The 15,165-nt window shown below is 59.1% G+C and carries 10 protein-coding genes; 4 read left to right on the forward strand and 6 right to left on the reverse strand.

What is annotated here, in order from left to right; translation table 11 throughout:
* Positions 1-203 precede the first annotated feature (203 nt).
* Both AC1DCM_RS00085 and AC1DCM_RS00090 read right to left on the reverse strand, forming a co-directional pair.
* Positions 204-623: a hypothetical protein gene (locus tag AC1DCM_RS00085; protein ID WP_477516929.1), complete on the reverse strand. Its 420-nt coding sequence runs from the start codon at positions 621-623 to the stop codon at positions 204-206.
* A gap of 1,072 nt (positions 624-1,695) precedes the next feature.
* Positions 1,696-3,864: an amylo-alpha-1,6-glucosidase gene (locus AC1DCM_RS00090; RefSeq protein WP_477516930.1), complete on the reverse strand. Its 2,169-nt coding sequence runs from the start codon at positions 3,862-3,864 to the stop codon at positions 1,696-1,698.
* A gap of 562 nt (positions 3,865-4,426) precedes the next feature.
* On the opposite strand from AC1DCM_RS00090, the gene AC1DCM_RS00095 reads away from it, so the two are divergent.
* From AC1DCM_RS00095 to AC1DCM_RS00110, 4 genes are all read left to right on the forward strand, one after another.
* Positions 4,427-5,722, forward strand: coding sequence for an MFS transporter (locus AC1DCM_RS00095; RefSeq protein ID WP_477516931.1), 1,296 nt, complete (start codon positions 4,427-4,429; stop codon positions 5,720-5,722).
* 367 nt (positions 5,723-6,089) lie between these two features.
* On the forward strand, positions 6,090-6,881 hold the full coding sequence (locus AC1DCM_RS00100) for a gamma-glutamyl-gamma-aminobutyrate hydrolase family protein (protein ID WP_477516932.1): 792 nt from the start codon (positions 6,090-6,092) through the stop codon (positions 6,879-6,881).
* A gap of 413 nt (positions 6,882-7,294) precedes the next feature.
* The gene (locus AC1DCM_RS00105) at positions 7,295-8,350 is read left to right on the forward strand and encodes an NAD(P)-dependent alcohol dehydrogenase (protein WP_477516933.1); all 1,056 of its coding nucleotides are present in this window, start codon (positions 7,295-7,297) and stop codon (positions 8,348-8,350) included.
* Positions 8,343-9,293 carry a FadR/GntR family transcriptional regulator gene (locus AC1DCM_RS00110; RefSeq protein ID WP_477516934.1) on the forward strand — a complete coding sequence of 317 codons (951 nt, stop codon included), beginning with the start codon at positions 8,343-8,345 and terminating at the stop codon, positions 9,291-9,293. The genes AC1DCM_RS00105 and AC1DCM_RS00110 overlap by 8 nt, the downstream gene beginning before the upstream one ends.
* A 376-nt stretch (positions 9,294-9,669) precedes the next feature.
* Here the strand turns inward: AC1DCM_RS00110 and AC1DCM_RS00115 are convergent, their stop codons facing one another.
* The 4 genes from AC1DCM_RS00115 to AC1DCM_RS00130 all read right to left on the reverse strand — a co-directional run bounded on the left by AC1DCM_RS00115 (position 9,670) and on the right by AC1DCM_RS00130 (position 14,875).
* A complete protein-coding gene (locus tag AC1DCM_RS00115; RefSeq protein ID WP_477516935.1) occupies positions 9,670-10,911 on the reverse strand; it encodes a metal-dependent hydrolase family protein in 1,242 nt (413 codons plus the stop codon).
* A gap of 1,239 nt (positions 10,912-12,150) precedes the next feature.
* Positions 12,151-12,894, reverse strand: a complete 744-nt coding sequence (locus AC1DCM_RS00120) for an amino acid ABC transporter ATP-binding protein (protein ID WP_442017951.1) — start codon at positions 12,892-12,894, stop codon at positions 12,151-12,153.
* Positions 12,894-14,006 (reverse strand): amino acid ABC transporter permease, encoded by a 1,113-nt coding sequence (locus AC1DCM_RS00125; RefSeq protein ID WP_477516936.1) that lies wholly within the window; start codon positions 14,004-14,006, stop codon positions 12,894-12,896. Before AC1DCM_RS00125 ends, AC1DCM_RS00120 begins: the two co-directional genes overlap by 1 nt.
* Positions 14,003-14,875 carry an ABC transporter substrate-binding protein gene (locus AC1DCM_RS00130; RefSeq protein ID WP_477516937.1) on the reverse strand — a complete coding sequence of 291 codons (873 nt, stop codon included), beginning with the start codon at positions 14,873-14,875 and terminating at the stop codon, positions 14,003-14,005. Before AC1DCM_RS00130 ends, AC1DCM_RS00125 begins: the two co-directional genes overlap by 4 nt.
* Positions 14,876-15,165 lie beyond the last annotated feature (290 nt).

Consider the following 15,165-nt stretch of genomic DNA (forward strand, 5'->3'; position numbering starts at 1 on the left):
ATGTCTGCGATCGGGTGGCTCCCAGTGCCGTCCGAGCCAGAGCAGGGCCATGGTTTACGGCCGTCCATGATCAGTCCGAACTCTGCTCGGGTGAGGAACATCATCTCCTCCTCAGCCTTCTCAACGCTCGGCAACTGCACACCTCGGCAGGGATTGCGCGTGATGTACCCCAGCATCTCCTGCTGTGTTCATCGACGCGGAGATCAACCCATGGACATTCTGATCGTTTTCGGTGAGCGGCCTTTGGCCATCATCGACTTCACCCAGTAGGCGATCATCCGGTAATCCAGCTTGTCTACAGGCACGTGCCCGATGACCTTCTTCACATGAAGGTCGAGCATGGTCTGATAGGTCTTCACGGTCCCGCTCGAGGGCCGCACCAGCAGGTCGATGTGTTCCTGGATCACTTCGCCGACAGTCGGAATTTTCGCCCTGTTGTCCAGCAGTGCTTGCTGGGCGATTTCGAAAGACTGTCCGTTCGCATCGAGCAACCGTTTCAGAGTTCCAGCCTCATGCGCGGAGTCGACAGTGATGCCCTGTTGTTTCCGGATCTTGGGGTCGCGCCAGACCACCATGAAGGACGAAGAGCCGTCCTTTTTGACGCGTTTCCGGATACTAGCCACATAAAAATGCTAGATCCGTATCAACAGATTTGGGGGTTTTGTCAACAGTCAGGGGCCATATAGGCCCCTGACCTGCGACAATACAGTGCCCGAGGTGGGACTCGAACGGGATTCCAGGCTTTGCGAACTCTGGGAAGTTGCGGAAACATACGGAATCCGGGCCAGTCCGATGGCTGTACGGGCCAATCCGGGGCGGAAAGTGTGGACATTGTTCACACTTCTTTTTTGCCCTGTCGCGACCACTCCCGAGGCCGTAACTGGCCATGAAAGTTCGGGCGAAAGCACCATGTTCCCGATGGGCAACAACGCAGCAATTTCCATCAAATCGATTCACCTCCTTTCATATCCTTCATGGCGCGCACGTCCTGAAGTACATGACGGAGATCAGCAACTCGTGTGCCACATCGGAAGCCCGATGCGCTGGTCAGCCAACCGCGGGTTCACTGGATCGAGTGAGGATTTGCCCAGGTGGAGTTCAGCGGAGGTCGGTCCTATAAGGATGCACCGTCCGGTCCAGCGCTCCCGCAGTTCCCAGCCGCGCAAGCCCCCGGAGCTAGGAACCCAGCCGCATGTTTCAGCTCGTAATTCCAGATCCCCCAGTGTGTGACCCCCGAAGCTTGCATGAGGCATTGCTTCAAAGACGTGCAATCAATCGGGACGCCGGCGGCTAGGAGTTTTCGGTGCACTTGTCGTCATTTCGCTTCGTCGCTGCGCCTCATCACGGTGATCGGCTGGCCAAACGTAGACGCCGGCTACGAAGTACCCCGTCCCATGAAGGACGAGACAAGACCATGATGAGGAACCTCGCACCTACGTAAGGTTACTGGCTACTGATCGCAACGCCAGCTTGTCATGCCAGACCGTTGCCCACGTTCATCTATCGGAGGCAAAGCGATTCACGACAGCGCCAATGGGTTCTATTGAATTCGAGGCATCGCTCCGAGTGCCGTGGCGCCGGACTGGTGGCTCATGGGCCGGGCCGGCCTCAAAGCCGTCGGCGTTCTAGGCGCGAAACCATGAAGTACAAACGCGACAACCTCATGGGCACTCTGAACCTGCTCCTTAGCCTTATCTAGCCCCCTGGCATCCGTTTCGAGTGCTGCCTGGCTTGATCCACAAGCTCAGTCATCCATGGCCGGTGCCCACGGTGGAGTGTCAAGCCCTCGGCCAGTCCGCTCACTGTGCATTCGGACCCGAAGACATCGATAGTGACGGGTCCGCGGCCCGTCGGGGCATTGGTGATATGTAGTCGGCCAAAGGACTCCGGGAGCGCCGGATCCAGCCACAAGCCTCCACGGGAAACGTGCGCGTCGTATCGCATCAGGCTCGTCACCAGCGCGATCGGAGCAGTTGCTGCCCATGCCTGCGGCGAACAAGCAGTGGGATAGGGCACGGGCTGCGCCACCTGTCCCCTATCAAAGCCGCAGAAAAGCTCGGGCAGCCGTCCGTTGGAGTACTCGGCGCCCTCCAGCAAGGCGGTGGCAATACGTTGTGCCTGCTCAACGAAGCCGTAACGTACTAGGCCCATGACAATGATGGCGTTGTCATGGGGCCAGACTGAACCGTTGTGATAGCTCGCGGGGTTGTAGGCTCCCATGTCGCTGGCCAGAGTCCGGACTCCCCAACCGCTGAACATTTCTGGAGACATTAGTCTTTCAACCACCAACGGCGCCTTGTCGTCGTCGACGATGCCAAACCAAAGACAATGACCCATGTTGGACGCGCACGCATCGACCGGACGCTTGTCGCGGTCCAGTGCGATGGCGTAGTAGCCACGCTCTGGCAGCCAGAACTGCTCATTGAACTGCTTCTTTAGCCGCTCCGCGCGGTCCATGAGTTCGGCCCCCAGCGACTCGTCACCGACGTCGTACGCCATCCAGGCCCGTGAAACATACGCGCCGTAGACATAGGCTTGCACTTCGCATAACGCCATCGGTGGCTCCGCCAGGGTACCGTCGGCAAAATTTATGCCATCCCACGAATCCTTCCAACCCTGGTTGATTAGGCCCTGATCGTTGAGGCGCGCGTACTCGACAAATCCGTCGCCGTCTTTGTCCCCGTAGTCCCGGATCCAAGCTAACGCACGGTCGGCATGGGGTAGCAGAGCAGCGGTGGTATCCGGGGAAAACCCCCAGCGGCTCACCGCCCCGAGCATCATCACGAACAGCGGTGTCGCGTCGACGCTGCCGTAGTAGGCGGACTTGCCACCCAAAGCCAGCCCGCTGGAGACATCAAGCCTGACCTCGTGGAGGATCTTGCCGGGCTCCTCCTCGGTAACCGGGTCCACCACCCTGCCTTGGCGGTCAGCCAGCGTTTGCAGGGTGCCCAAGGCCAGGGATGGGTCAACGGGAAGCGCCATTAGAGACGTCCAAAGCGAGTCCCGGCCAAACAAGGTCATGAACCATGGCGCCCCTGCGGCTACAACCACACGCTCCGGATGATCCGGATCCTCGATCTGCAAGGCCCCCAAATCGTCGTAGCTGCGTCGCAAGGTCCGCTCGATGGAATGGTTACCCATCTGCAACACTGGAATTTTGGCCACCCACCCCCGGCGGCGCAGATCGCTGGGTGACGGTCCGCGGAGGTCCGGATGCATGAACGGTTCCACGTGATCGGCTCGGTCACCAGACGGCACTACGCTCAGTACAGCTTTCCAGTCGCTCGCTGGCCCCACCACCGTCCGGTATGTCAGAGCATCCGCCTCCACCTGAGCACCAATGGCCGTAATAACAACCCCTTTGCTGACCTCCTCCCAGAGTGCCTGAATGGTGAGTGAATCACTGTTCGGTCGTCGACTTTCGTCCCAACGCCGCTCGATCTTGGCTTCCTTCACTTCGAACACATCGGCGAAATCAGCCTCAACGCTGAGGCGGATCAGACATTCGACTGGACTTACCGAATAATTCCGAACGGTGATCTGCTCCAAGAGCCCAGCACCTACTTCGCGTAGCCGCTCAACAATTAGCGGGCTGTCTGCATAGCCGTCTGAACGGGGAACACGGCCGATAAAAAGTGCCCGGTAGGGTTCCTTCGTCTCCGCTGACAGTGGTTCAAGCGATTGGCCGTTGATAGTCAGGGCCCAGTTGGACAGAATCCGCGTGTCTTGAACAAAAACTCCCTGGGGGTAGCCCGGCAGGATGTCGCCGTTGGACGAGGAGATGCAGAAGGACGATCCTTCCACTAATGTGACCGCCGCGCTCCCCAACGGCCCTGCCGCAGTTTCTGCATTCCATCCCGCCATGTCCGATCCCTTCGAAAGGGTTTTTATGCGGCAATCGATGCGAGCTCCGGCCCGACTGCGGCCACCGTATTCATTGACATATCAGACGCTACGCTTCTCTTTCTTCCGGGACCAGACCGTGAATTGACTCGCAAAACCTCCACCAGGCGGTTCGACCGTGGAAGGGCCCTACAGAAGTAAATCAGCATCTTCACGCCGACGAACGGAGCCGCTGCGTTGGAAATAGATGCCGGTGCTGGATCCGACCATGCCGAAGTCGCTTTGCTCGGCGAACGGTCCTGCCATTACTACCGCGGCGGTGTCGGGCGAACGGTTCGCCACACGCCTGGGAGCCGCTAGCGCCTAAATCCTGCCTAGCGGCCTCACTTCACGTTTGGTTGAGACCTTGACAACCAAAGGGTGTGTGCTGTGTCATATTCCTAATGCCTAAAGGTATTAGGTGTGAACCACAAGCCTAATGCGCACACCCCATGGGCCTCAGTCCACGTTCACCCCCTGGTCCCCAAATCTCAGGGACTTTTCTCCGTTCTAAGACGCAGCATCCCACCCCATAGGAGTCATCGTGACCCAAGCTCCATCAACCGCGGCCAGGCCACCAGTTACTGCAGGCTCCATCCCGCGGCGCCAGCTCGCCGCCGCCGCCGTTGGAAACCTCATCGAGTTCTTCGACTGGAACGCGTACGTCTTTCTGGCGGTCTACTTTGCAAAGCAATTTTTCCCAGCGGATACGGATCCGATGGCTGCCTTGATTGCCACTTTCGGAATCATGGCCATAGGCTTCCTTGTGCGTCCGATTTCGGGTCTGGTCATCGGAAAGATCGCGGACCGCCTCGGACGCAGATTTGCCCTCATGCTGACCGTTTACGGCATGGGCGGCGCAGCCCTCGTGATCGGGCTGACCCCAACGTACGCCCAGATCGGCATAATGGCGCCCATCATCCTGATTCTTGCCCGAGTGGTCCAAGGGATCTGCATCGGTGGAGAGTTCGGCGCGGTGACTGCTTTCTCCATGGAAGTCGCTCCCGAAGGACGCCGCGGATTCATTTCGGGCGTGATCTACGCCGTCGCGTGCGCCGGTCAAATTCTGGTCACGCTTCTTGTCGCCCTCGCGACATGGACGCTCTCACCGGCAGACATGACCAGCTGGGGATGGCGTGCCATCTTCATGTTCGGCGCCATGCTGTCCTTTGCCGGTATCTGGATTCGGCGCGGAATGGCAGAGACAATCGACACCGAGCCTGCCAAGTACGAGCCGCTGGGGATCTTCGACGCCATCCGTCAGCATCCGAAAGCGACCCTGAAGGTCGTTGGCCTGACGATCGGCTACACGGCGATGACCTACGCATGGGGAAACTACATGCCGACTTACGCGGCGACGTATAAGGGCCTGGACCCCAAGTACGGGCTCGTTTCATTGGCAATAGCAGTGTCCATAGTCGGCGTCGCTTCCATCGGGATCGGCCGACTGACCGACCGCTTCGGCCGTAAGCCCATTCTGCTGACAGCAGGTGTCCTACTAACCGCCGGCACCGTACCCGCCCTGGCGCTGCTCAACGACCAGCTCATTACCCTGGTTATCCTCCAGACGATCGCCATGAGTACCCTTGCTCTGATCGCCGTAACGGCGGCACCGACGTTCGCTGAAATGTTCCCGAAGAAGTTTCGCGCCGCAGGACTGGGCTTCCCATACGCCGCCACTGTGGGCCTCGTGGGCGGCACCACTCCACTGGTCGGCACTCAGTTTGTCGCTTGGGGAGCGCCCCTTGCATTCCCGTGGTACCTCACCGGTTTGATGGTCATCTCAGTCATCTTTTACGCAACCATGAAAGAAACTGCGTTCAAACCAATTCCCAGCTAGTAGCTGAACCTCTTCATCATGATCCGGTTTGGCCACGAGAGCAGGTGGTTTGATGCCGTTGGTGGCATCAAACCACCTGTTCTGGCGCATCCCGATGGGCCATGGCCAGGAACTGTCAGAGCGTTGACCGCGCCATCAGCCCTGCCCTGGATGAACGCCGGCGGAGCTTTGGGCCGAAAGACCCCTCAACTACACCATCCCAGTCAAGCTCGACACACGCTCGCCGGAGACATGGCCGCCCGCCTTGACATGTGCTCCGGGTGAGGACCATTCTTTTAAGGTATGTGGTGTAGACCTCATACCCTAAGTATAAGAAGACTGCAGCCAATTCATTGCTCGCTAAACGCCTGAGGAGAACACCTTGACCATGACAGAACCAACTCGCCCGAGAATCGGCATTACAGCCCGGCTCTCCCGCTTGGGTTGCGGGTCGACTGACCCGGCCATGCAAGAGGCAGAAAAGGCTTTTGACTCAGTAGTCGCCCTGATTCTCGAATCCGGCGCCGAACCTGTCATCATCGGCCCTGGAACCGACGAGGAACTCATGGAGAGGTTCGCCTGCTGCCACGGATTCGTTCTGCCTGGCGGCGGAGATGTCAACCCTGTTCTATTCGGCGGGGCGGACGATGATCCGACCCTGTTCGGGGTCGACCCGGAACAAGACCGCATTGACATGGCTGCCATCCGATTCGGCCTCGACAACGGCCTGCCTGTGTTGGGCAGCTGCCGCGGGATGCAGTTATTGAACGTTGCCCGTGGCGGTTCCCTGCACACCGACCTGCGTCCCAGCAGCGTCTCCCACTACGAATTGCGCCATAACAACACCATGGATTTTGCGGTTCACGAGGCTGAACTGGAGGCCGAAAGCCGGGTTTCAGCCGTCTTTGTAGGCGCAGCCCGGATTAAGGTCGCGTCATTCCACCATCAAGCCATCAATGTCCTCGGTGACGGCCTGCGCGTCACAGCCCACGCCGACGACGGACTCGCCGAAGCCATCGAACTCACCGGAGAAAACTGGGTACTTGGTATCCAGTGGCACCCGGAGGCAAACCTGCCTGAGGCCGAACTGGGGCAACCCCTCTTCACCGCACTGAAAAAGGAGGCGGAGCTAACGCTCCTTCCCCTGACGACTCCCAACTTCGAATGCCAGGAGGCCTAACATCATGAGCAAGATTGCGGGCTTCATCCGCCCCGCAGAGCGACTGGACAGCGTCCGGCCTTCGACCATTCGCGGCCGTCTTCAATCGTTCCGTGCAGATTGAGAGCCCGGCAACTACTTCCCGGCCACCGTCCTGACCGATATCCCCGCCAATGCGGATGTCCGCACCGAAAAAATCTTGGCCCCGTCGCAGGGATTTACACCTTCGAGACGGGTGGCAGACGCTCTCGACGCCGGCATGACCGCACCACCGCCGGCTTGCAGCCGGCCCCTCCGCCCCTCGGTGGAAAAAACCAATCCGGACTCCACGGGCACGGGGGCACTGACGGCCTCGAGGCCTGCCAGGAAACCAAATACACCGGAATCCTGCTCTAAGAACCAGCCCGCCCCATCCTCCCCGAACTGGAGCCACTTTGCACACCGTACCTGCTTATTCCGCCGCCGGCCCCGGCGAACCACTCATTCTCACCACTGTGGAACGACGGGAGCCTGGGCCTAGCGACGTCCTGATCGAAATCAAGTACGCCGGCATTTGCCGTTCGGACATTCACACGGTTCGGGGCGACTGGGGAGCCCAGAAGTATCCACTCTGCCCCGGCCACGAGATAGCCGGCATCGTTGCGGGCAAGGGCTCCGACGTGACCCGGTACGCCGTCGGCGACAGAGTGGGCGTCGGATGCTTGGTCGATTCCTGCCGCGAATGTGCGCACTGTCTCGCGGGTCAGGAGCAGTACTGCCTGAACGGTGGCGTCGGCACGTATGGTTCCATTGACCGCGACGGGAGTATCACACAGGGCGGTTACTCCACTCACGTTGTAGTGACAGAGGCATTCGTACTTCGAATCCCGGACGCGCTAGCCCTTGACGTGGCTGCGCCACTGCTCTGTGCGGGCATCACCACATACTCGCCGTTGCGCCACTGGGGAGCGGGCGCTGGGCGGAAAGTGGCCGTTGTTGGCATGGGCGGCCTGGGGCACGTGGCCATCAAGATTGCGGCCGCCCTAGGTGCCGAAGTCACAGTCCTGTCCCAGTCACTCGCCAAGCAAGAGGATGGGCATCGTTTTGGAGCAACCACTTACAAGGCAACCAGCGACCCGGAGACCTTCAAAGAGCTAAGCGGAGTCTTCGACCTTATCCTCAACACCGTCAGCGCACCGATCGACATTGACGCGTACCTCGGGATGCTGGCGTTCAAGGGAACTTTGGTAAACGTAGGAGCCCCAGCTCAGCCCTTGCCCGTCAACGTCTTTTCGTTGCTCCGCAACCGCCGCTCGTTTGCCGGCTCGGCCATTGGGGGCATTTCTGAAACCCAGGAAATGCTCGACTTCTGCGCCGAACACGCCATCGGCGCGGAGGTGGAGGTTATCTCAGCCCGGGACGTCAACGACGCTTACCGACGAGTCATCGATTCTGATGTCCGATACCGTTTCGTCATCGACGCCACCACTATCGCCGGAAGCAGTGAGTAGGGTCACAACTGGCCTTTTCCATGACCCTCTGGGAGAGGATGGCATCCACAAGACCGAGGTGACCACTGCTGCAATCCATGGTCCGAGGTCCTTCCGGAAGGACGATGGGCCGACGCCGGACCGCCGCCGGCAATCCGTGGAGGAGGTGCTCGGCGATCTCAACGAGTTGCAGGCAAACAAAAAATTTGCTGAAGTCTGGGCTACCTCCACCAAAAGGACACCCTTTGGCCTTAAGCTGGGACCTATGTCCGATCAAGTAACTTCCGTCTCTGTTCCCCAAGGCGTGGCCGAATACGTCAAAGGCTTGATACATCGCGGCGAACTGGGCCCGGGTGACAGGCTCCCTCCTGAGCGGCAGCTCGCAGAATCTCTCGGCGTGGCAAGAGTAAGTTTGCGGGAGGCCTTCAAACAGCTTCAGGAAGAGGGCTACATCGTGGCCCGCCGGGGCAAGAGCGGCGGTAACTTCGTTACGGCCCTAAGCCAACCGCTCGCCGAATGGCGCCGGAACATGCTCGAACGCGAAGATGAGCTGGACGATCTCACAACGATGAGAGTTGCCGTAGAGTGCCACGCGGCTAGCTTGGCAGCATCGCGTCGGACATCAGCCGACTTGGAAGCTATGCTCGCCGCGATTCACCAGCAAGCCGCCGCTACCAACCACACCGAGTTCCGGTTGGCGGATGCTTCCTTCCACGATGCAGTTGCCAAGGCGGCAGGGAGCAAAAGGCTGGAAAACGCGGTCCGGCACGCCCGCAGTGAATTATTCAGCCCCGCGGACATGTTGGACCACCCCGATCCAATGGAAGATGATCAACTGCAACACAAGCTCGTGTTCGAAGCCATACGGGACGGTGATCCCTCACGCGCACATCAAGCGATGCAGGATCACATTGAGCACACACGGCAAGAGATCCGCCGAGTCATCGAAAGCGGACGCAAATAGTTTCCACTACCGTCCCCTGATCGAATAGCAGAGCGGGGCAGGGGGAACCGCGCTAAGCCGTCCTGGGCAGTGCCCGCCGCCACCCTGGCAGCGCCATCGCAGTGCCTTACTGTCTAGGACGATTCTGACCAGTCCTCCGCTGCCATCCTTCGATCAAGACAGTATAGGGATTCTTCTAGGCATGGATCCATACAGCTTCGAGACTTCCCGCCTCTACCCCACCGCCTAAATAGGATGGCAGTCTCGACCAACAGATTCACTCATGACGAGCCGTAGAATCCACTGTCGGGCAACAGATGGCGGTGGCTGGCGGTACGCCAGTGTCCCAACTGAACCTCCTGATTCAGCTGGGACGTGTAACCGGGCAGGTCATGCGCTAGGACTGCGGGTGGTACTTCGGCGCAACAACCGCATCGTTCCATGACCTTGTGGACGTAAATTCGGGATGATACTCGGCGCCCCTTGTCACGACCCCCATCACGTTTCGAAGAGAGGCAAGGTTCCTGCGGGGGTCACCCATGATGGCAACGAGATCCGCGTCATGGCCCGGGGACAAGGCCCCTGTCACACCTTTCAAACCCAAGGAAGTCGCCGCAGAAGCCGTGGCCGCCAGCAGCACCTCATCATTGGTCATGCCCAGTGCCGCCATGCCCTCCAGGCCAGCCACATATTCAAGATGGCTCGCGTGACCGATACCGGCATCCGTACCGGCAACAATCCGGATGCCTTGGTCCACGAACTTACGCATCATGTCGAACGGCACAAATTCGCTGCCATCCATGACGGTGAACCACGCGATGTTCAGGGTTGAGCAGACGAAAACGCCACGGCTCGCCGCCAACTGAATAAGTTCGGGACGTTCCTGCCGCGATCCGTCCGCCATCCGGAAGCTGAAATGCTCCAAGCTGTCCACTCCAGCTTCGATGGCGCGACGGATACCTTCTTCGCCGTGGGCATGCGCCGTGACCATAAGGCCATAGCGATGTGCTTCCTCGACGATGGCCCGCAGCTCCTCAAGCGTGAACTGAGGCTGCGAGGGCATCGTTCCGGGAGTCAGGTCTCCACCGGTCGACATAATCTTTATGCAGTCTGCCCCGTCACGCCGGGCGGCTCTGACCTTGCGCCGGACTTCCTCCACACCTTCACACTCACCACCGAAGAACCAGCAATGACCCCCCGTGATGGTCAGAGGCGCCGTGACCGTCAAGAGGCGGGGGCCCCTAGCGTTGCCTGAATCAATTGCCCTCTTCGCTGCCTGGTCCAAGAGATCAGGCGCGCCCAGATCACGCGCCGTCGTCACACCAGCGCTGAGCAACTCCCGGGCGTTTTTCAACATGCATGCGAATTTTTGGCGGTCATCTGAATTGTTAAATGCGGTCAGCGGGTCCGGACTCCCGTCCAAGGCCAAGTGGACGTGTGTGTCTATTAGCCCGGGAAGGATCGTGGACCCCGGCCCGAAATCGCGTAAGGAATGGCCTTCGTCGACCAAGTCGCCCAGAGGCGCCAGCGCAATGATCTTGCTGCCGTCCACAAGAATCCCTGAGCCGTGGAAAGACTCAATGGAGACTCCTCCATGGTCAGCCGTGATCAGCGTTTCTGCCGTATAGATCGTTCCCACTGAAGTCCTTTCAACGTGCCTTTGTCGGCACGCGGCGGTTTGTCACAACAGCGGCTCTCCGGGTGGACCTGCAAGACGCCAGCCAGGAGGAGCTACTCCTGCTCCGGCCGACCGCATTGTTGGACGCTCTGTTTAGCTAAATTAGACAAGGTATTAGGTGTGTACCATACACCTTATGATGATGGCAGGCAACGGCGTCTCAATCACATCGTCCGACCTGATGTTCCTACGACTCCTCAAGAGGACGATGCAATAAACGAAACCTTTGATCTTCGAGCATCGCCAGGGCCAAATCTGGACGCGCCGGCGCCGGGGCAACGCGTCACATTCCGGAAACCAAACGGTGAATCGGGGATCAATAAGCGGTCTTGGGACAACGCCAGCACCTCCCCAGTGCCTGGAACTGTCCTGCTGAGGATCCCCGGCCCGACGTCCCGGCAGCCGAAGTATATGGAAAGTCGAAGCATGCGCCGTCGCTCCGCCGGAATCCGGGAGGTGTGGATCCTGGCGTGCGGTTAACATGCCTTCAGCTACATTCTCGGCAGCGATTCCCAAACACTCCCACTAAACGCCGAGTTGGAAGGCCTGGGACATCTCCAAGGCGTGCCGTCGCTTCAGCGTCTGAGAGGTTGCCGATGCTTTCATCGGGCCGGTCATGGCTACTGCTGAGCCCACCTGCCTGACAATGCTGGCTGTGGCGTCGATGCTCCCGTCTGGCAGGTAGGCGCCGCGCTGTGGACTAGGGCAACTAGCCGGCTCCTGAAGGATCCGGTTCCCACTCCCACCAAGGCCATCACAATCATTTGCAGCCACATCCGGAGTCATAAGGCAGCCCCGCTATGGCTACATTGTCGTCCGGCCAGAGAGACCGGCGGCAACTTTGCCAGCGCAGGAGCCAGCCGCTGCAGAATGGCGCCGCAGCATGCTTGGAAGTGCAGAGCAGCTGGACGACCTTACAACCGTGAGAGTTGCCATAGAGTGCGGGCCGCGACTTTGGCAGCAACGCGGCGAACAGTAACGGTCTTGACGCCATGCTGGCTGCAATCAGCCAGCATGGCCTCTGCATCCAATTCACGAAGATGGCCCGGCTGGCCTCCTCTTGTGAGGAAGCCTGCCGGGCAGCTTTATGTTTCAGTTTTCGAGTCATGGAAAGACCTGGGAACTTGTGGAATGCTCTCCCGCGAGTGCCGGACTAACCCTCCGGCCGGTTGAAGCGTGTGTCGTGGGTCGATCCAGGGTTTAGAGGCGCCCGGCCTCCACAATCTGGCGAAGGAATTCGCGCGTCCGTGGCTGCACGGGGTCGCCGAACACCTGTTCGGGAGGGCCTTGTTCCAAGAGGCGTCCTTGTTCCAAAAAGACGACAAGGTCAGAAACTTCGCGCGCGAAGTGCATTTCATGTGTCGCCAGCATCATCGTCATCCCATCTGCCGCGAGCTCACGAACTATGTTGAGAACCTCAGCGACTAGCTCTGGGTCAAGTGCGGAGGTGATTTCGTCCAGAAGCACAGCTTTGGGCTCCATCGCGAGTGTTCGCATAATCGCTACACGCTGCTGCTGGCCCCCGGAAAGTTGTTCCGGGAAATAGCTCGAGCGGTTTCCGAGGTTGACCCGCTCGAGGAGTGCGTAGGCGCGTTCACGCGCTACATCAGGGCGAAGTCCCAGGAGCTTGATCGGACCAAGGGCAACGTTATCCAATACGCTCATGTGCGGGAAGAGGTTGAATGACTGGAATACCATTCCTACCGCCCGGCGCAGACTATTGACGTTCACCCCGGGGCCACTGACCACGTCTCCGTCAATGCGGATCTCGCCTGTATCTATCGGCTCCAGAGCATTAATGCAGCGCAGCAAGGTCGATTTGCCCGATCCGGAGGCACCAATCAACGTGACGACCTGATGGCGCTCGACCTGGAGGTCGATGCCTTGCAGCACGGTGTGGGCGCCGTAACTTTTATGCAGGCCGGCCAACTCAATGAACGACATTATTTACCTCCCTTTCGTCCGCGGCGGGTAACGCCTCGCGCCAGCATCCAATCAACGAAGCGGGTTTGCGGGATAGTGATCAGAATGAAGAGTACGGCGACAACTGTTACTGACGAGAGGTTGAAGTTCGCCGATGAATAGAATTTGGCCTGGTTGAACGCATCCATGGTGCCAATAATGTTTACCAGCGAAGTGTCCTTCTGAAGAGAAATGAACAAGCTAAGCAGCGGCGGGACCACGCCCCGCACGGCTTGGGGCAAGATAACAAATCGGAGCGTCTTGCCGAACGAGAAGCCGAGCGAACGGGAAGCGGACCACTGGGACGGATGGATTGCTTCTATGCCCGCCCTATAGGTCTCGGCGGTATAGGCGCTGAAAGTCAGAGTCAGCGCGATGATCGCGAACCATTCCGGCGGCAGATCGGACAATACTGGAAGCTGCAGCAGAGGCAAGCCGAAACCTACCAAGTAGATGACGATAATCGCCGGCACTGCGCGCAGGCAATCGATGTAGGCGATGGCAATGGCCCGAACAGGCCGCCAGGCATTTCCGGGGGCAAGGCGAGCTACTGCCAGCAGCAGACCGAAAGTAAGAACGAAGATCTCGGTGATGACCGCAATCCAAATGTTCAGGCCGAAGGCTGCGAAGATGTCACCTACGCTTTCAGCCATGAAGTCCCAGCGCAGGAAAGTCCTCTGGATGATGGCTTCGTTTACGGTGAGCAGCACCGCACCTGTGATGACGATGAGGACTGCAATGCCCAGCCCGAAGGTGAAGGTCGCATCATGCAGGGATGCTGCGCCACTCGCCCGGGCGTCGAGAATCCGTCCTTCACGCACTTCCTTGGAAGCACGGAGAGACCGGCGCAAGGACCGCACCGCGATCCACAACACGGCAGCTGCCGACAATACGCCGACAGTACTCAAGAGCCAGCCGACAACATACGTGGTGGTGCCTTCTTCGGAGCCATTCATCGCGGCGGCACCGAGTGCCGCGACTGAAAGTACGATGAACAGGGCGAAAACTGCAGCCGCCGCCGAAAGAGCGAGACTCCTTGGCGGAGGGCTGAGACGTGGCGCCGCCGCTAGAGGCGAGGCAGCAATCGACGTCACTTGACGACCCAGAACGGGACGGAATTAGGGTCAACTCCGAACGTGGGCTGAAGGTAGTCAGCGGCTAGAGACTTCAGTGTCCCGTCAGAATCCAGGTCGCCGACGGCCTTGTCGACAGCCGCGGTATTCTCCGAGTTGCGCGGTAGCACAACGCCGTAGCCCTGATCGAGAGCTATCTGACCCGTTACGGCGAGAGCACCCCCTGTCTCTTTCACGCTGGTCAGGGCGATTGTTGTGTCGGTAACGACTGCGTCGACCTGTCCGGCACTGAGCGCAGTGAAGATGTCCGCAGCGGATTGGAAGACTGCTGCGGACTTGGTGGGCTTGAGCACTTCTGCCACCCACTGTGCGCCTACGTTGCCCTGGAGGACTGCGATCTTCGAGTCACGGAGGGTGTCGGCCGTGACTTTTGAATCCTTCTTGGTCGCTATGCCAAGGTTTGAGGAAAAATACCTCCGCGAGAAGTCAAAAACTTCCTTGCGCTTATCGGTAATTGTCACTGTTGCCAGTCCAATGTCGTAGCCGGATGCCGTTCCGGAGATGAACTGATCCCATGCAAAGTTTTTCAGTTGAACTGATTTGAGGCCGGCACGGTGGGCGATATCTGCGGCCATGCAGTATTCAAATCCGCTCTTGACCGAATCGGGGCTAGTGCCATTGGACCATCCAGGGTTTGGCAGAACGACGGCGACCGTCAGGACATCGGGCTTTTGAGTTTTGAGCTTGATGCTGTCCGGCTGGCCAGTGACTTTGCAGTCTCCGAAGCCGGAGGCGCTGCTGGACGAGCTCGAGTTTGCGTTGCCACCACATGCGGTCAGGGCGAGAGCCCCGATCGTCACAGCGACGGCGGCAAGGAAGTGCTTCTTCATCTGGATGCTCCCAAGGAGAGTAGTGAGAAAGGACGGCAGCCTAAAGGTGCGACAGAGATCGCAGTGAATAGGTAGCCCATCCTTGGCGTAATGGTCCTAGATATGGTCCATTGGCCTGCAAACTATGAAACATGACACAGTTTCAGGTGTCAAGGGCTTCTAAGTGTCGGAGCCGAAGGCCGAGCGCAGCGGCTTGACATCACCTCACAAACCCGCCATTCTTCTAAGGTATTTGGATCACACCTAATACCTAATTCCCTTAAGCCGACGCTAACCGATCGACACCTCGC

The sequence above is a fragment of the Paenarthrobacter sp. 10N417 genome (assembly GCF_056394745.1).